The following is a 17777-nucleotide window of genomic DNA, read 5'->3' as shown; positions in this document are numbered from 1 at the left end:
ACGCCTATTACCGACGGGGGACCGGACGCTATGCCCGCTTCGGCGCTAAGGCGATTACCACGGCGGCAGACATTGCGCATAAGGCGCTAGGGGCGCAATCGCGAATTGTACCCGGAACCGAGGGCGTTAAGCCCGCACATTGTTTGGCAGAACTAGAGGGAGTTCGGGCCTATATCACCTGGGGGCCGTCGAAAAACTTCCGAAACTTGCTCTGGGCGGCGCTTCGAGCCGCAATTAGCGGGCTAGACGCACACATCGTTGTGATGGAGCCTTCGGAACAGCCAACACCGGGCGACGAGGTCGAACTCCACTCGAGGCTGGCGAAACGTTGCCGAGTCAAAGTGCACCACATGCGTGAACAATTGGCGCCGCCTCGGCAGGTTAAACCGTGAGCCGCGATCCAGCTATCACGTCACGAATTATGGCTACCGTACGGAGCCGCGATACGGAGCCCGAACTTATGATTCGACGTGAACTGCATCGACGCGGGCTTCGATATCGTGTCCGATCGAGCCTTTTCGGCAAGCCAGACCTGGTCTTTGCGTCCGCAAGACTCGCGGTCTTCGTGGACGGCGACTTTTGGCATGGAAATACGTGGAAATTGCGGGGCCACGAAAGCCTTGAGGCATACTGCTCTACACTGAGCAACGGCGATTTTTGGTACCAGAAAATAATGACTAACGTGTCGCGAGACGATAAGGTCACCGCGAAGTTGCGTTCCGAAGGCTGGGGAGTCCTCCGGGTGTGGGAATCTGACATTCGAGCGTCACTCAAGGCAACCGCTGATTTGGTCGAGGGAGCAGCACGCGCCCGGAGCCGTGCCACGAAGGGCGCGCGTGCAGCATGATGCCAGGTCGGCAGCTACAGTCCGTGGAACTCTTTGCCGGCGGTGGCGGAATGGCCATCGGGATGAGGAGGGCTGGATTCGAACATCAGGCGCTTGTGGAGTGGTGGAAACCAGCGGCGCGGGTGCTGAGGCACAACGCCGAATTGAAGCCCGAGCTTTGGAAACCGGACCAGGTGCTAGAGCAAGATGTACGTCTCGCCTATGAACAGCTAAGCCAATGCGGCCCTGTTCAACTGGTGGCTGGAGGACCGCCCTGCCAGCCATTCTCGCACGCCGGCGCCCACGCGGGACACAGCGACGTACGCAACATGTTCCCCGCCGCGATCGAGGTCGTGCGCCTACTCAGGCCGGAAATTGTGGTTTTCGAGAACGTTCCCGGCCTAACGAGACCATCGTTCGCCCCGTATCTCGACTACGTCAAAGACCAGCTCCGGCATCCGCACATCGCTCCGAAAGATGCGGATGAATTGTGGAGTGACCACCACGGGCGCATTCGCGCCGAAGGTGAGGAAGAAGCATATCGCGTTTACCAAGATGAGATCAACTCGGCCGATCTTGGTGTGCCACAAACTCGCCGCCGAATCTTCCTCATTGCTATCCGTACAGACGTAGCGGGCGCTGACACCTGGGAAGGGATTCATAGGCCACACTCGCGCGATGTCCTGCTATACGATCAGTGGGTAACCAAGGCCTATTGGCACCGTCATAATCTTCCTGTGCCGGACGGCCCGCCGCAGGCGCTAGCTGGGCAGGTTGAACGGGTAAGACGAGTGGGTGTTCCTGGAGGAATACGGGCATGGACCACTTTGCGTGATGCCCTGATTGAGGTCCCCGACCCCTACGTTGTGCAGCCTGACGACAGCATTTGGCCGAATCACGTCGCCATTCCCGGTGCGCGGACTTATCCCAAACACACAGGTAGTCCGCTCGACCTGCCAAGCAAGACCATCAAGGCAGGGGTCCACGGAGTTAGCGGAGGCGAAGCTATGCTCCGGGAACTCGACGGGACCGTTCGCTACCTGACTGTTCGAGAAGCCGCGCTCGTCCAGGGGTTCCCGCAGGATTACGAGTTTCCGGGGCCTCGCAGTCGGGTCATGGGTGTCATCGGCAACGCCGTCGCGGTAAAAGTCGCGGAGATGCTTGGCATCGCGATCCGAGAACACACGAAGCTCTAGCCCTGGACCCTTGTGAGCGTGGCGAGGTTCGCGGGCCCACGCCTACCTTCCTGCGTGGGCCCGCGCCACCGATGACGCGCCACCGTCCAAAGGTTCCACGACGCCGCCATCAAGGCCGGCGCGGAGGTCCTGCACGCACCTCGGGTGTGGCCGGAGTACCACCCGACGTACTTCGCCGCCTTCGTCCGCGACCCGGATGGCAACAACGTCGAGGCTGTCTGCCACGCCCCCGAGTGATCGCGCGTTAGGTTGAGGACCATGGAGCAGCGCATCAGCCTCGTCACCCTCGGCGTCTCGGACGTAGCCCGCGCGAAAGCGTTCTACGAGCAGCTCGGCTGGCATGGCCAGGAGGTCGAGGAGACTGTCTTCCTCCAGGCCGGCGGCTTGGCCCTCGTTCTCTGGAGCCGGGACAAGCTGGCCGCCGATGCCGGCATCAGCGATCGGCGCACCGACGGCTTCGGCGGGGTGACCCTGGCGCAGAACGTCCGCTCGCGGGAAGTGGTCGACGAGCTGATGGCCACGGCGACCAAGGCCGGTGGCACGGTGACCATGCCGGCGAGGGAGACGTTCTACGGCGGCTACGCCGGCTATTTCGCTGACCCGGACGGTCACCTCTGGGAGATCGCCTGGAACCCCGGCTTCACCCTCGCCGCGGACGGCACCCTGACCGTCCCCGACTTCAGCGCCATGGACTGAGCACACCCAAACGACCCACGCCGCACGCTGGCACTAAAAGCGCGAGCACGCACACCGATCAGGGTGCCGGAGACGGGCAGAGCAACGGGTCCAGTAACGGAAGCTGAAGAGGATCCAGGCAGACCTTCAGCAGCCCAGGTGACGGCGTCCCACTCGGAGTCGGCGAGGCCGACGGCGTCGGCGGGGCCGGCGTGGGCGGACCCGTGGTGGGCACCGGGCCAGGTGTCGGCATCGAACTGGCGGACGGCGCCGGAGCGACGGACGGCGTGACGACCGGCGGCGGGGCCAGCGCGGCCGACGGTCCCACGACTGTGGCGACAGCCAGCGGTCGGTTCGGGGTGGCATCCGGTCGGCTCTGCGCGGCACCGCTGACCGATCCGGTCCTGGCCTTGGGCGCCACCGGCCCGACGGGACGTACCGAAATGAGGGCAGCCTCCAGGGCGACGATCTCCGCCCGCTGCACCGGAGCGGTCTGCTCCGACCGCAGGACGCGAGGCCCCGCAGCACCAGGCCCCAGAGCGCCAGGGCCCAACGCGACAGGACCCAGAGCGCCGGGACCCATCGTCGCGAACACCACCGCCGCGACGGCGGCAGCACCGAGCGCCCGGCGGTCGGGTCGTACCGCCGTCAGCGGTGCCTCGTCAGGTGATACCAAGACAGAGGGCGAAGGCCGGGCGGCCCGGTGGGCGGCCAGCAGAGCGTCGACCTGCGCGGTGACGGTGGCACGGTCGTCGGCGACCGCGAGGGTGAGGTAGAAGCGGAAGTTCACCACGGCGTTGGCTGGGACGAGCAGCCCGGCGAGTCGACTGTGGTCGGGCAGCAGGGTGACCGGCACGTCGGGGTGGTGCGCGGGGCCGACCAGGTCGGCGTACCGCCACTCGCGTCGGCGCTCTCGGCCGGCGAAGGCCACTCGGCGGCTGGTCACGACGGCCATGCCGGTGTCGACGACCCGCAGGCCCACCGGCAGCGCTTCGCCCGACACCTCCGCGAAGCCACAGGAGCCGCCCGGGGCGGGCAGCCCGGGGATGTGCCGGGCCTCGGCCTCGACCAGCTCGGCGACGGGGACGACGCGGAAGACGAGTTCGTCGTCGTCAAGCTGCACGGGGAGGCCGGTGCGTGGCTGCGTACACCCGAGGAAGCTGGCGGCTTCGATGCGGAGCCGGGCCAGGTGGTCGTCGCGGCGCAGCCAGGCGTCGGTGGCGTCGCGGTACGCGCGCTGCCTGCGCTCGTTCTCACGCTCGGCCCAGACGATCCGCCAAGGAGCGCTGGCCACAGAGGTCACGGTCACACGCGGTACAACCGCTCACGTACGTGACAGGCAACGCGGGCGAGATCGATGCATCCCGTTGCGCCCGAAAGGAGAGATTTGACGGACGCCCAGGCCGTGGCCGCGTCGGGGGCGTGCCCTCGGGCTCAATATTGGCTGGACTAAATATAGATGCAGGTGGAAGGCTTTACTCCGTCATTGATCAATTACGGGGAGCGGAGCCGCATGGCCGACCATCGACGTACTCGATATTTCAGCAGATCCCTCCGCGCGACGGCACTGGCCGTCGCGCTCGTCCTGCCGGTCACCCTGATCAGCGCGCCGCCGGCCCAGGCGGCTCCCGAGGCGGTGACCGAGGCGCAACTTCCGGCCTGCGCCGACCCGTCCGTCCCGGAGGACATCAACCACGCCTCCATCCGGCTTGAGGGACCGACAGCCGGATCGGAGGTCGCGGTCGACGCCAACGGCAAGATCGCCATCAACGGCTACCTGCACAAGCAGGCCACGATGGTCGACGTCTCGATCGAGAAGACGACCTCGTCCAGCTTCACGTTCGGTCCGCCGCCGCCCGGCGTCACGAACTGGTCCGCCTCCTGGACCACCAGCATGCGCCCGCCGCACCTGGGCCCGGTCCAGGTCTGCTCTCGCGCCGAACGTGAACCCGGCCGGTACGCGAAGATCCTGCGCGACATCACCGTGGTGGACCTGATCCCGCCGAGCAACGTTCCGAGCCTGGCGGTCGGCACGATCACGGCGACCAGCGCCAAGGTGACCTGGGGCGCGGCCACCGACAACTACGGCCTCGCCGGATACGAGGTCACCGTCGACGGCGGCACGGCGCAGCGGACCACCGTCGGCACCCGCTCCTACTCGATCACCGGTCTGCAGCCGACCAGCAACCACACCGTCTCCGTGGTCGCCATCGACCTGGCCGGCAACCGTTCCGCGACCCCCGCCACGACGTCCTTTACGACGGACGCGTTGCCGCCGCCGCCGGACGTCGACGCCGGTCTGACCCTGGATCCGGATGAGGGGGGTGCCATGGCCAGCTGGCACCCCGAGCCCGCCAACGAGGCGAGCTACCGCGTCTACCTGGACGGCCAGATCTACGACCAGTTCACGCTGGTGCAGCTCTGCGTGGACGGCAACGGCAACGCGGCCAACCCGTGCACGGCGGACAGCGTCATCAAGCTCCCCATCGAACCGCTTGAGGAGTACACCCCGTACGAGTTCCGGGTCGAGGCGCTGCGCGCCGACGGCACGGTGGCGCGGGACCTCTCCGGTGACTTCACCACCATGGTCCACGTGGATGAGGTGTCGCCGGCGACCACGCAGACGACTGCCAGTGAAACGTCGCAGTGCGCTGGCGCCGGTGGCGACTTCTACATCGCGGCCAGCTCACGCACCACGGTGCCGGTGCCCGCCGGCAGCACGGAGGTCTTCCTCGGCTGCTACCGGGCGGCGAACAGCAGCTGCCTCGACGCCTTCCTGCCGCCGTCGGGCGAGAAACTGCTCGACTGCGCGGACAACATCACCGACATGCTCTTCGCGGTGGCCCCGTCCGGCCGCGGCCCGGTGATCTCCTCGGTGGACGTCACGCAGGCCCGCCTGCTGGTGCCGGGCCCGGTGGCGCCGATTGCCTGGTGTGCGAGCGGAGCCTGCGCGACGCTGCTGGCTCCCATCGCGGAGACGGTCGAGGTCGTCGCGGCCGCTCAGGTCGCCGCCGCCGGCACCTCGTGGATCGTCGTCGGTGCCGCCGGCATCGGCATCGGTGTCGTGCTGGGCGTCCTGCTCGCCATCCTGTTCCCCGGCACGATCGGTGTGAACGGCATCATCGAATACCCGATCGAGCACGACGTCGACTTCGACACGTTCGACAACTGGGGCCTGGACGAGGGCGAGTGGTACAACAGCCTGAAGGTCTACGCCGAGGTCATCAAGACCACGAAGTTGGTGGCCGGTCAGCGCAATCTCCCCTTCGCGTGGGACTCCACGGAGGATTCGCGTCTCAAGCGGATCATCGACGCGGCGTGCACGGCCCAGCGCGGCACCCAGGGCAAGGCCGGGTGTGACGACAACGTCATCGTCTACGTCCCCGGTGCCAAGAACTACCAGGGCGACGACATGACCGAGACCGGCAAGCACATCGTGGCCGCCATGGGCGACGGCGGGTTCCCGCAGCCGCCGACCCGGGCGGTGTGGTTCTATCCCGCGCGCAGCGTGGGAGGGCAGGCGGCACGCGCCCAGGGCCACTCCCGCGGCTGGTTCAACACCCTGGCGTTCAAACCGAACGCGTGCGATGTGCGGGTGCCCGGGCAGACCTGCGACGAATTCCCGTTCTGGTCGACGACCCAGGCGGTCAACCTGACCGGCCAGGTCGCCAGCCTCAAGCTGGTGTCGACGGCGGAGTCGCTGCCGCAGGCCAGGGACATCAACTCGCTCTACGGCAAGTGCAAGGTGACGAACAACACCAAGTTCGTCGTGCTGCCGGTGAAGCCGTGGGTCGAGGCAGGCGGCCAGAGCTTCGCCTTCAAGGTCAGCGGGGGCGGGGCTAGCCTCTGCATGACCCCCAAGGCCCCGTAGCCGAGGAGCTTCCTGATGCTCGATGACATGCGCGTGCTGCGCGACGCGGTGCGGGAGTACCGCGTCGCGGCGAGGGCTGCCGGCCTCGACTGGCCCGACCAGGGCGAGTCGCCGGCCGGGCAGCCGCCGGACGTGGTCCACCGGATCTTCGGGGTGGATCACATCGCCGAGCAGCTGACGTGGTTGCAGTCGCAGCGCTGGCCCGACCGGCAGTTGCTGCCCAACGTCGGATGGCGGATGCCCTGGCCGGAGGGTGGGGACGCGCTGGACTACCTGGGGCTGTCGATCGGCACGCCGTTCCCGTGGCGGCAGCAGATGCCTCTGTTCCACTTCGATGCCGTCCTCTACACGTTCGTCCTCGCGGGCGAGCACGAGGGTGAGATCTGGCGCTACCCGGTCTCAGAGGACTCCTGGGAGTCGGTCCGTGCCGCCACCAGCCTGGCCACGCTCTTCGAGCAGTGGACCAGGGGAATAGCCGCCGGTGTGGTCGTCTACGACGAGCACAGCAAGTGGCTCCTGGTCGACGACGTGGCCCAGGCTCCCGGCCTCGACCCGCTGGCCTTCCCGGTGAGTCCCGTGGAGGAAACGCTGCTGCGGGCGCGGCAGCGCGAATGCGGGGTTGACATGGCTGTCGTCGAGGACGGCTTCGAGCACAGCGAGGAGTTGTTCGACGCCATCGGCGCCGTCAAGGCGTCGCTCGGCGGGTAGCCACGGGTGCCGGCGGCTGTTGCGGTGACTGCCGCAACAGCCGCCGGCCACCCCGGGCGCTGGTCAGCGAGCAAGCACCGCGACTACGCGCGCAGCGAGGTGAAGAACTCCCTCAACTCAACGGCGAGCAGATCCGGTTCCTCCAGCGGCATGAAGTGCCCGCCCCGGCCCGGCTCGCTCCAGTGCCGGATGTCGGTGCAGGCCCGCTCGGCGATCTCCCGGGGGAAGTTGGCCATCGAGGGTTCGGTGCTCACCGCGAACGCGGCCGGCACTGTGATGTCGGGTCGTGGCGTGTTGTGGCCGAAGTCGGCGTACTGCCGGAACGACGAGCCGATCGTGCCGGTGACCCAGTAGAGCGTGATGATGGTGAGCAGGGTGTCGGTGTCGATGCTGTTCGCCAGGTCCCCGTGGTTGTCGCTCCAGTCGCGGTACTTGTCGACGATCCAGGCGGCCAGCCCGGCGGGTGAGTCGGCGAGCGCCGCCGCGAGGGTGTCCGGGCGGGTGCCCATGATGGCGCTGTAGCCGCCGTCGGTCTCGTCGTATTCGGCTTCGGCGTCCAGGTACGCCTGCTCGGCCGCCGACAGTGGACGGGCGTCGAAGCTGGCCGGGAACGGTGGATGGATCATGTGGATGCCGGCCACCTGCTCCGGATGGAGGGCGCCGAGCCAGCCGGTGACCACTCCCCCGACGTCGCCGCCGAAGGCACCGTACCGCTCGTAGCCGAGCACGTCGGTCATCAGCTCGTGCAGCGTCCGGGCCAGCAACGCCCGGGTGACCGGCTCGTCCGGGACCTCCGAGAAGCCGAAGCCGGGCAGGGAGGGCACCACCACGTCGAACGCGCCGCCGGCAGGGCTGGTCAGCCGGTCGACCAACGGCAGCATCTCGACGAAGCTGCTGGGCCAGCCGTGGCTGAGGATCAACGGCAACGGCGCGGGCGTACCCGTCGGGCGCGCGGCCCGGACGTGCAGGAAGTGCAGTTTCCGGCCGCCGACGACGGCCAGGTGCTGGGGGTACGCGTTGAGTTCGGCCTCGCGGGCTCGCCAGTCGAATCCGTCGTGCCAGTAGGACACCAGGTCCCGCAGGTGGTCGGGGTCGACGCCGCCCTGCCACGGCTGGTTGCCGCTGCGGTCGGTGAATCGGGTACGGGCCAGTCGGGCCCGCAGGTCGTCGAGGACCGCATCGGGCACGTCGATGCGGAAGGAAGAGACAGACATTGGTCCTCCGATAAGGAGGGCGCTCCCCGACGCGAAAGGTCAGCTGAGGGGGACGGCCGAGAGGAGCGCCCAGGAATGACGATGGGTGGTCACCGGGCTCACCTCCTCTCGTGGCTGACGAAGATCACTCTATCCGAGTGGGTCGGGGAGCCGGCCCCGGGTCGGAAACCGCGACCGGGTCCGTGGCGGGTACGCCTCGCAGTGTTCGGCCCAGTGCTGGGCGGCGGTGGCGAGGGCGTCGGCGGACACGGTGAGGACCAGCGGGTAGATCGCTGTGGGCGGGCGGCGCATCCACGGTGGCAGCGACTCGGCGGAGAACTCCACGATCAGCTCCAGCCGGCGGCGGCGCAGCACCCGGCTGCGCAGGGCCAGGTTGGGTTCGGTGAAGCGGACCAGCGCCGGCGGCGCGCTCAGCCCGAGGGCGGCAGTGGCCTGCCCGTGCAGCCAGCCGCCGAGGGCGCGGGCCTCCTCGACCATCAGGCTCGGGTAGTGGTGTGACCAGGTCTGACCGTCGGCGGTGCGGGCGTCGACCTCGATGAGCAGCCAGTCGTGCCAGCCGGGCGTGGGCCCGTCGGGGTCGTCGGGCGGGTCGATGCCGGGCTGGTAGCCGACGGGGCGTATCCGCACCCGAGCGCCATCGTCAGACCGGATCTCCACTCGATCATTCTGGCCGACCGAAGCAGACTTTCGCCCCTAAATCGGTCACTTGGCGACGGTTCGCCGCACGCCACCGTGCTCCGCGCAGGCATTGGGCCGGCCGCCGGCCAGGCTGACCGAACCGTCCCGACACTGCACGAGGTAACCCCGGCCGGACCAGAACTGCGGTACGCAGTCGAACCAGTCGCACACCTCGGCGGCCGGTTTGCGGATCCGCGTCCCGCCGCAATAGTCGTACCCCAGCGGGTTTTCCGGCGCCCCGCAGCGCGGGCCCTGAGACGCGCTCGGTGACGGCCGTGGTGACCTCGTCGGCTTCGACGGCGGCGGGGTGACCCGCACCGGCGACGGGCGGATCAGCGCGGGCGCCGCGCTGTGGGAGGGCGCTGCGCTCTGGGTGGGCGCCGGGGTGGCGGCGGCGGCGACCTCCGCGCCACCGGTCGGATCGGACGGGTCCGACTCGATCAGCGCCGCCGGCACCAGCAGCGCGATGGCGGCGGCCACCGCGAGGGTCCGCCGACCACCCGGCACCCGCGCGGTGAACCGGGCCTGCGCGGGGGTGTTCACTGCCGGCCGGAATGGCTTGAGCTGGGCGTGCTCGGCGATCAGCTCGTCGAGCTGGGCGAGCACCGCGGCGCGTTGTTCGATCGCGTCGGCGAAGGCCAGCGTCAGCTTGAACCGGAAGTCCGGCGCGGCGTCGGTGGGCAGCAGCAACCCGGAGGTGAGCCGCCGGTCCAGCGCCTGGATCAGGGTGACCGGGGCCGCCGGGTCGTGGGCCAGCCCGGTGATCCGGCCGTACGCCCACTCGCGCCGGCCTCGCCCACCGAGCAGCACCAGTCGACGGCTGGTGATCACGGCCATGCCGGCATCGGTGACGCGTACGCCGTCGGGGCGGCGTGGGCGCAGCGGCCCGGTCTGCGGGGCGACAGTGAGGTCGGGCGCGGGCAGCACTGTGGTGTGCCGCACCTCGACCAGTTGCGCCGCGGGCAGTGCCCAGAGCACCACCTCGTCGGCGGCCAACTCCAGCGGCAGTCCGGCACCCGCCGCCGCGGAGCCCTGGAATTCGGCGGCCAGGACGCGCAGCCGCCGTAACTCGTCGTCGCGTCGCTGCCACGCCGCTTCAGCGCCGCGGTAGGTGCTGACCCGCCGCACGTTCTGCCGGTGCGCCCACCGGTAGCGCCAGGTGGAACCCGTCGATTCAGTCTTTGCCACGCCGACTCCTTCGCCGCGCAGGCCACCAATCTGGGGTGTCATGGGGATTAACAGGCGCGGCGCGGCGCTCGGAAACGCCGAAACGGGTGAACTGTCCGATCGGCGGAGGAACCAACACGATAGGGCGATACTGGTGCCGACGTTCATCTTTACCGAGGGGGTGCGGGTCGTGCCGCAGGACAGGCCCGCCGTGGTCGTCGGCGTGGACATCGGCACCACCAGCACCAAGGCCGTCGCGTACGACACCGACGGGCGGCAGCTCGCCAGCCACTCGGTCGGCTACCCGCTGGACAACCCCCAACCCGGGTACGCCGAGCAGGAGCCGCAACTCATCCTCGACGCCGTGCTGAAGTCGATCAGCATGGTGGTGGCCGAGCTGGTCGAGCCGGTGGCCGGGCTCTCGTTCAGCTCCGCAATGCACAGCCTGATCGGCCTGGACGCGGCCGGCAACCCGCTCACCCCGTCGATCACCTGGGCCGACTCGCGCGCGACCCGGCAGGCGGAGCGGCTGCGGGCGGTGCCGTCCGGGCTGGCCCTGCACCGCCGCACCGGCACGCCGGTCCACCCCATGTCACCGCTGCCCAAGCTGCTCTGGTTCGCCGAGCAGGAGCCGAAGCTCTTCGAGAGCGTCGCGCACTGGGTGGGCATCAAGGACTGGGTGCTGCTGCGGCTCTGCGACGCGCTGGTCATCGACCACTCCATCGCCTCGGCCACCGGCCTGATGGACATCCACACCCTGGAGTGGGACAGCGAGGCGCTGACCATCGCCGGCATCACCGAGGAGCAACTCCCCCAGCTCGTCGCCACCACCGCCGCGCTGCCCAGCCTCACCCCGCAGGTCGCGGCCGTGACCGGCCTGCCGGAGCGCACCCCGGTGGTGGTCGGCGCCGGGGACGGGCCACTGGCGAACCTGGGCCTGGGCGCGGTGCACCCGGGCATGGTGGCCTGCTCGATCGGCACCAGCGGCGCGATGCGCGTGATGGTGGAGCGGCCGGGCGTGGACCCGCTGGGTGGGGTGTTCTGCTACGCGCTGACCGAGCACCGCTGGACCGTCGGCGGCGCGATCAACAACGGCGGCATCGTCCTCAAGTGGGCCGGCGCGGCGCTCGCCCCGGACCTGGGCGAGCACGCCGAGGAGGAGTTGGTCGCCCTCGCCGCCCGCGCGCCGGTCGGCTCGGGCGGGCTCATCATGCTGCCGTACCTGCACAGCGAACGCGCGCCGCACTGGAGCGCGCTGCCGCGCGGCGCGTACGTGGGGTTGACCCACGGGCACCGCCGCGAGCATCTGATCCGGGCGGCGCTGGAGGGGGTCTGTCAGCAGCTCGCGCTGGTGCTCAGCTCGGTGCGCTCGGCCGGCAACGAGGTCCGCGAGATCCGGGCCGGTGGCGGTTTCGCCCGAAGCGGCCTGTGGCGGCAGATGCTCGCCGACGTGCTCGGCCTGCCGGTGAGCTTTCCGGCCGCGCACGAGGGGTCGAGCTTCGGCGCGGCGCTGCTCGGCATGCAGGCGCTGGGGCTGATCCCCAGCATCGACGTCGCCGCCGACCTGGTGCGGATCGAGGAGACGGTACGCCCCGACCCGGCCGCCGCCGCCACCTACGCGGCGCTGCTGCCGCTCTTCGCCGAGCTGTACGACGCGCTGGTGCCCGCCTTCACCTCGATGCGCCGGCTGGCGCCCAGCCTGCCCGCGGAACCCGAGCCCTCGGCGGGACCGCCAATGTGACCCTCCGGCCGTGGATGACCCGGGTCAGGGTGCCTCGACGCCGGAGATCAGGTAGCGCTGCACGTCGGCGTCGAGGATCTCCACTTCCTGCGTGTCACTCGGCCCGGAGCCCCGGAACGCGGCCAACTGCTCCGCGGACTCCCAGCGTTCGTAGACGTGGATCCGCCCCGGCTCCAACGGGTCGGCCGCGAGCAGGAAGTCGAGGCAGCCGGCGGTGGCGCGCGCCTGCGCGATGACCTGTTCGCAGTCGGCCAGGTAGGCCTCGCGTGCGGCCGGTTCGACCTGCAGACTGCCTGCAATGATCAACATGGGGACCTCCGGGGTCGGTGCCGCTGATGTGGCTGATGCCTGTGAGTCATTTTTATACCTGTGAGTCATCACGCTCGTGCGGACATCGCCTCCCGGACGGGTGACGCCGGTCCCGCTGGCCTCACCAGCCCCCACCGCTTCATATCGTGCAAACGTGAGAAAAAGCGACAAGAAGCGCTCATCTTCCCTGCTGGGGGCCCCTGTCCGCGTACCCCTGAAGTGGCTGGCGGCGACGGTCGCGCTTGCCGTGGTCGCGACGACCGGGCCGGCCACCGCGGACGGTCAGGGCCACGAGCCCGGTGTGGAGCCGACGCCGGAGCGGGCGCCGACCAGCGAGGTGTCCTGGTTGTCGTTGCCCGGCGGGGTGTTCGCTGTGGACTCACTCGGGCACACCGTGCGCTACCGCGCCTGCGACGGCGACACCGGCCGGGTCGCCGACCCGGGCATGCGGGTCGCCGCCGGGGTGGCCAGCGGCGCTGTCGTCGTCGGGGGCACGGCCTACCGCTACCGGGTGCCGCTGGTCGGACGCGCCGAGGGCACGCTTGAGGTGATCCAACGGCACCGGTCGCCGACGACGCTGACCGGCGTGGTGGTCACCAGCCCGCAACCGCCCACCGACCCGATCGCCGGAGCCCGGCTGTTTCCGCTCAGCGGGCAGCTCGCCCGGGTGGTCGCCGACGCGAGCCTCAACCCGGCCGGGGTCACCGTCCGCGCCCTGTCCGGCCGGTACGGCGACCAGCAGATCGCGGTCAACGGCTCGCTGCGCCCCAAGGCCGCCAGCGTGATCAAACTGTGGATCCTCGTCGAGCTGCTCCGTCGGGTCGAGTGTGGACAGGTCGCCCTCGACGACGGCGTGCTGGTCACCCCGGAGGACGTGGTCGGCGGCACCGGTCAGTTGCAGTTCGAGACGTTCCCGCAGGTGGTCACCCTGCACCGGCTCGCTCGGTACCTCATCAAGTACAGCGACAACGTGGCCGCGAACGTGCTGATCACCTACCTGGGTGGGTTCGCCCCGGTCAACGCGCTGATCGACTCGATGAACCAGCGGTCCACCATCCTGGCCCGCCGGATGCTCGACAGTGCGGCCGCCCAGCGTGGCGAGGAGAACTACACCAGCCCGGACGACGTGGTGTCCCTGCTCGGCGCCGTCTGGGACGGCGAGATCCTCACCCCCGCGTCCCGTGACCTGATGATCGGGTTCATGCGGGAGCAGACCCTGAACACCAAGATCCCGGCGGCGTTGCCACCCGGGGTGCCGGTGGCCCACAAGACCGGTGACCTGCCGGACGCCTCCCACGACGTCGGCTACTACCTGATCCCCGGCACCGAGACCGCCGTCGCGTTCCTCACCGCCGGGCCGATGGCCACCGGCGACGAGACGGTCCGTCGGATGGCCCGTACCGTCTACGACTTCCTCGTCACCCCCGGCGAGGGGGCGGTCGAGGAGTGAGCCGTCAGGCGCCGGGGATGTTCGCCGGCGGGTCCTCGCCGACCAGGTCGGCCGCCGGCGGGTCGGCCGACACCGGCGACCCGAAATCCGAGTACGTCAGGTCGAGCTGTGCGGTCTGCGACTGCTCGCTGGCCAACTCGATGCGGTAGCGGACCAACCGCCCCTGCTCGTCGACGGCCGCCGTGAACGGCACCGCCCCGGCCCGGTCACCGAGCACCTTGCTGACCCCGCTGCCCAGCACCGCGCCGCTCTCGCGCAGGTCCAACGTGCCGGCGAACTCCCGCGTGGCGGTCTGCCGGACCCCGGCCGGCGCGGCCAACGTGCTGGCCAGCCGGGTGTTGTCCAGGCCCTGCTTGGCCGCCGGCTTTCCCGCGGCGCCGACGTGCCACCAGGTCTTGCCGTCCCAGACCGGCACGCGGCGGTCCGGGGCGGTCACCCGCACGTAGACGTCCGGCCCGGTCGTCAACCGCTCGATCTTCACCTCACCGGTGGGCACCTTCAGGGAGGTGGTCTCCAGACCACGCTTCGCCTTCGGGTCCCACAGCAGCACCGTGGCGTCGCCGTCCGCGCCGCCAGTGCCCACCGTCAGCTTGTACGGCTGCTCGTCGGCCTTCGCTGCGGCGGCCTTCAGCACGGCGACCGGGTCGGTCGGGCCGGCCGACGCCGCCGGGCGACCCGCGTCCGGCTCGTCGCCGCCAGCCACCAGGGCGTACGCCCCGGCGCCCACCGCCACCACGAGCACGGCGACAGCAGCGATCAGCTTCGGCTTCTGCACGGTCATCTCCCCCGAGCGGCACGCCGCCAGCCGGTCGCCGATCGACGCTCACCGCGGTGCGGTCCGGCCAGACTAGCCGGACCGCCCGACGTCACGCGCGGCTGATCGCGTTGGCGTGGATCGCCTCGTGCAGGTACGCGGCCAGCCCCGGGGCGATGCTCTCGTAGTGCGCGGTGAACCGCTCGTCGGCCAGGTACATGTCGGCCAACCCGGTCTGCATCTCGTACGAGCACTCGTAGAACCAGCGGCTGATGATCTGCCGGTGCTCCTCGGCCAACTCCATCGCCTCCGGGCCGTCGGCCGGGGCGCCCGAGGCCATCACCGCGACGATCCGTCGACCCCAGTCCTCGTTCTCCGCCTTGATCCGTAGCCAGTCCTCCTTGCCGTAGCGGGAGGCCCGCCGGTTCGACTCCCGGTACGCGTCGGTGTCACCCCAGCGCTGCTCCGCCTCGGCCTGGTGCTCCTCCGGGTCGACGTCACCGAAGACCTCGAACCGCTCTTCCGGAGTGAGTTGGATGTTCAACTTGCTCGCCTCCATCGCGAACTCGATCGCCGTGACCATCTCCTGCAACCGCTTCATCCGTACCGTCAGCAGCTCGTGCTGTCGGCGCAGGTGGGCGGCCGGGTCGGCCGCCGGGTCGTCGATGATCGCGGTGATCTCCTCAAGCGGGAAACCCAGCTCCCGGTAGTACAGGACGAGTTGCAGCCGTTGCAGGTCCGCCTCGTCGTAGCGGCGATAACCAGCAGAGGTCCGTCCGCTCGGCGAGAGCAACCCGATCTCGTCGTAGTGGTGCAACGTCCGGATCGTCACGCCAGCCAGCTTCGCCACCTGACCCACCGTGTACGCCATGGTTCCCCTCCCTTCCGGGAACCAGGCTCTCGCCTGCCGCTACGTGAGGGTCAAGCCCGATTCTGGCCCACCATGGCCGGGCCGTCCGGCCGCCCGTACAGATAGCCCTGACCGCGCGGGCACCCGATCGCGGTCACCGCCTCGTGCTGGCGCTCGGTCTCCACGCCCTCGGCGACCACCGTGAGGTCGAACGCGCCAGCCAGCCGGGTGATCATCTCCACCGTGGCGTACGCCCGGTCGTCGGCACCCAGCCGGGCCACGAACGAGCGGTCGATCTTCAGCTCGGTGGCCGGGATGCGGTGCAGGTAGCTCAGCGACGAGTAACCGGTGCCGAAGTCGTCGATGGCGATCCTGATGCCCAGCTCCCGGATCTGGTGCAGCCGCTCCAGCACCGCGTCGGTGCCCTCGATCAGCGCCGACTCGGTCAGCTCCAGGGTCAACGCCCGCGGCGCCAGCCCGGCGGCGCTGGTGGCCGCGGTGACCGTGGCGATCAGGTCCGGCCGGCGCAGATGCGCCGCGGCGATGTTCACCGCGACTGTCGCCTCCGGCACCCGGCCCCGCCAGGTCGCGGCGGCCCGGCACGCCTCGTGGATCACCCAGCGGTCGATCGGCAGGATCAACCCGGTCTCCTCGGCCAGCGGCAGGAACCTCGCCGGTGGCAGCATCCCCAGACGCGGGTGCCGCCAGCGCAGCAACGCCTCGGCGCTGCGAACCGCGCCGGTGCACAGGTCGACGATCGGTTGGAACTCCAGGTGCAGCTGCTCCTCGTCGACCGCGCGGCGCAGATCGGCGATCAACTCGGCGCGGGAGACGGCCGACTCGCGCAGCGTCGGGGTGCACGTCCGGTACGCGGACTTCCCAGCCGCCTTAGCCGCGTACATGGCGATGTCGGCGTCGCGCAGCAGGTCGGTGTGCGAGGCGTGCTGCGGGCCGTACTCGGCGATGCCGATGCTCGCCGACGGGTGCACCCCGACGTCCTCCTCGTCGCCGGAGGGCCGCAGCGCGTCCAGCAGCCGCTCGGCGAGCCGCTCCGGTGAGACCGGTCGCTCGCCGTCGACCAGCACCGCGAACTCGTCGCCACCGAGCCGGGCGATGGTGCCGTCGTCGCTCACGGCAGCCCGCATCCGGGCCGCCAACCCGGTCAGCAGGGTGTCGCCGGTGGCGTGCCCGAACCGGTCGTTGACCTGCTTGAAGCCGTCCAGGTCGAGCAGCAGCACGGCCACCGGTCGCCCGTCGCGCAGGGCCAGGCGCAGCCGCCGGTTGAACAGCAGCCGGTTGGGCAGCCCGGTGAGCTGGTCTCCGTACGCGAGCCGGCGCAGCCGGGCCACCAGCCGCAGGTTCTCGTTGGCGGCCAGCCCCTGCCGTACGGCGAGGGCCGCGAGCAACGCCATCATGGTGACGAAGACCAGCTGCGGGGCCTGCCCGGTGGGCCGACGGGTCAGCACCACCGCGATGATCGCCCCACCCACCGGCAGGTACGGCAGCGCCACCCGCCACCAGGGCGGCAGCGGCGACTCGGCGGCGTCGTCGGTGCCGTCGCAGTCCGGTGGTGGCGGGTTCCGGGTGGCCAGGCCGATCAGCAGGTAGCTCAGCGGCCAGCACAGGTCGATCAGGTGACCGGCGGCGTAGTCGGCACGGACGACCAACGACACGTAGACGACGTCGGCGACGACCCGCAGGGTGAGGCTCGCCGCGAGCACGCTCATCGGCCGCCACATCGGCCGGACCGGACCTGCGACGGCGACCAGGATGGTGAGCTGCATCAGGTCGAACATCGGGTAGAGCAGCCCCAGCGTGCGCGCCGGGTCGGCCAACTCGGCGGCGGCCACCCCGCGGAACACCAGCACCCAGCCGATCGGCACCAGGGCCAGCGCGACGATCATCCCGTCCAGCAACGTGCGGGCCCGCCCCACCGCCGACCGGGGCGCCGACGGCGCGCTGAGCAGCGCCGCCGTACCGGTGAGGATGCCGGCGGTGAAGACCACCCCCACCAGCGGTGTGTGCGGCAGGTCGCCACCGACGAGCCGCTGCGTCGTCCAGATCGCCCGGCCGAGCGCGGCGAGCGCCATGGTGACGGCGAGCAGCGTCCAGAACCGGCGCAGTGGTGCCGGATGCCGGCGGGCCACCCCGACGCACGCGAGCGTCGCCCAGCCGGCGACCAGCATCCCGCCGAGGTCACTGACCAGCGCGGCACCGGGCAGCGCGGCGACCAGCCAGCACGCCTCCACCAGGATGACTGCGGCCGCGACGACAGCACCGGCGGGGCTGCGCAGCCCCGCAGCCTGCCTTCCGTCCTGTCGGGACACGGTCGCTCCGG

15 protein-coding genes and 1 pseudogene are annotated in these 17777 nt (G+C 70.1%); 8 read left to right on the top strand and 8 right to left on the bottom strand.

Annotated features, from left to right (window positions below; all coding sequences use genetic code 11):
* The first annotated feature begins 388 nt into the window (after positions 1–388).
* The 4 genes and pseudogenes from CLT68_RS11775 to CLT68_RS11760 all read left to right on the top strand — a co-directional run bounded on the left by CLT68_RS11775 (position 389) and on the right by CLT68_RS11760 (position 2718).
* Entirely contained in the window at positions 389–847 is a 459-nt protein-coding gene (locus CLT68_RS11775; RefSeq protein ID WP_199177027.1) for a very short patch repair endonuclease, read from the top strand.
* A gap of 23 nt (positions 848–870) precedes the next feature.
* Entirely contained in the window at positions 871–2022 is a 1152-nt protein-coding gene (locus CLT68_RS11770; protein WP_158240877.1) for a DNA cytosine methyltransferase, read from the top strand.
* Positions 2023–2097: 75 nt separating this feature from the next.
* A pseudogene (locus tag CLT68_RS11765) lies at positions 2098–2259 on the top strand (VOC family protein); the annotation flags it as partial.
* A gap of 21 nt (positions 2260–2280) precedes the next feature.
* Positions 2281–2718, top strand: a complete 438-nt coding sequence (locus tag CLT68_RS11760) for a VOC family protein (RefSeq protein WP_099850808.1) — start codon at positions 2281–2283, stop codon at positions 2716–2718.
* Between the two features lie 58 nt (positions 2719–2776).
* On the opposite strand, the gene CLT68_RS11755 is transcribed toward CLT68_RS11760, so the two are convergent.
* Positions 2777–3991 (bottom strand): hypothetical protein, encoded by a 1215-nt coding sequence (locus CLT68_RS11755; protein ID WP_143743168.1) that lies wholly within the window; start codon positions 3989–3991, stop codon positions 2777–2779.
* A gap of 165 nt (positions 3992–4156) precedes the next feature.
* Here CLT68_RS11755 and CLT68_RS11750 point away from each other — a divergent pair, with 165 nt between their 5' ends.
* Both CLT68_RS11750 and CLT68_RS11745 read left to right on the top strand, forming a co-directional pair.
* On the top strand, positions 4157–6568 hold the full coding sequence (locus CLT68_RS11750) for a fibronectin type III domain-containing protein (RefSeq protein WP_486482142.1): 2412 nt from the start codon (positions 4157–4159) through the stop codon (positions 6566–6568).
* A gap of 15 nt (positions 6569–6583) precedes the next feature.
* Positions 6584–7276, top strand: coding sequence for a hypothetical protein (locus CLT68_RS11745; RefSeq protein ID WP_099850802.1), 693 nt, complete (start codon positions 6584–6586; stop codon positions 7274–7276).
* An 83-nt stretch (positions 7277–7359) separates the two neighbouring features.
* Here the strand turns inward: CLT68_RS11745 and CLT68_RS11740 are convergent, their stop codons facing one another.
* The 3 genes from CLT68_RS11740 to CLT68_RS11730 all read right to left on the bottom strand — a co-directional run bounded on the left by CLT68_RS11740 (position 7360) and on the right by CLT68_RS11730 (position 10356).
* Positions 7360–8490 carry an epoxide hydrolase family protein gene (locus CLT68_RS11740; RefSeq protein ID WP_099850800.1) on the bottom strand — a complete coding sequence of 377 codons (1131 nt, stop codon included), beginning with the start codon at positions 8488–8490 and terminating at the stop codon, positions 7360–7362.
* Positions 8491–8619: 129 nt separating this feature from the next.
* Positions 8620–9147: a WapI family immunity protein gene (locus CLT68_RS11735; RefSeq protein WP_099850798.1), complete on the bottom strand. Its 528-nt coding sequence runs from the start codon at positions 9145–9147 to the stop codon at positions 8620–8622.
* Between the two features lie 45 nt (positions 9148–9192).
* Complete coding sequence (locus tag CLT68_RS11730; protein ID WP_099850796.1) at positions 9193–10356, bottom strand: hypothetical protein; 1164 nt, start codon at positions 10354–10356, stop codon at positions 9193–9195.
* Positions 10357–10489: 133 nt separating this feature from the next.
* Between CLT68_RS11730 and CLT68_RS11725 the strand changes: the two genes are divergently transcribed.
* The gene (locus CLT68_RS11725; protein ID WP_486482141.1) at positions 10490–12076 is read left to right on the top strand and encodes a gluconokinase; all 1587 of its coding nucleotides are present in this window, start codon (positions 10490–10492) and stop codon (positions 12074–12076) included.
* Between the two features lie 24 nt (positions 12077–12100).
* On the opposite strand, the gene CLT68_RS11720 is transcribed toward CLT68_RS11725, so the two are convergent.
* Positions 12101–12385 (bottom strand): putative quinol monooxygenase, encoded by a 285-nt coding sequence (locus CLT68_RS11720; RefSeq protein ID WP_088946364.1) that lies wholly within the window; start codon positions 12383–12385, stop codon positions 12101–12103.
* A 154-nt stretch (positions 12386–12539) separates the two neighbouring features.
* Here CLT68_RS11720 and CLT68_RS11715 point away from each other — a divergent pair, with 154 nt between their 5' ends.
* The gene (locus tag CLT68_RS11715) at positions 12540–13835 is read left to right on the top strand and encodes a serine hydrolase (protein WP_143743167.1); all 1296 of its coding nucleotides are present in this window, start codon (positions 12540–12542) and stop codon (positions 13833–13835) included.
* A gap of 4 nt (positions 13836–13839) precedes the next feature.
* Here CLT68_RS11715 and CLT68_RS11710 read toward each other — a convergent pair whose 3' ends face one another.
* The 3 genes from CLT68_RS11710 to CLT68_RS11695 all read right to left on the bottom strand — a co-directional run bounded on the left by CLT68_RS11710 (position 13840) and on the right by CLT68_RS11695 (position 17766).
* A complete protein-coding gene (locus CLT68_RS11710) occupies positions 13840–14610 on the bottom strand; it encodes a hypothetical protein (protein ID WP_141908004.1) in 771 nt (256 codons plus the stop codon).
* A 91-nt stretch (positions 14611–14701) separates the two neighbouring features.
* Positions 14702–15460, bottom strand: a complete 759-nt coding sequence (locus tag CLT68_RS11700; protein WP_099850786.1) for a MerR family transcriptional regulator — start codon at positions 15458–15460, stop codon at positions 14702–14704.
* 50 nt (positions 15461–15510) lie between these two features.
* Positions 15511–17766 (bottom strand): EAL domain-containing protein, encoded by a 2256-nt coding sequence (locus CLT68_RS11695; RefSeq protein WP_199177026.1) that lies wholly within the window; start codon positions 17764–17766, stop codon positions 15511–15513.
* Positions 17767–17777 lie beyond the last annotated feature (11 nt).

Source organism: Micromonospora sp. CNZ299 (assembly GCF_002754415.1).
This window is presented reverse-complemented; position numbering and strand designations above follow the sequence as displayed.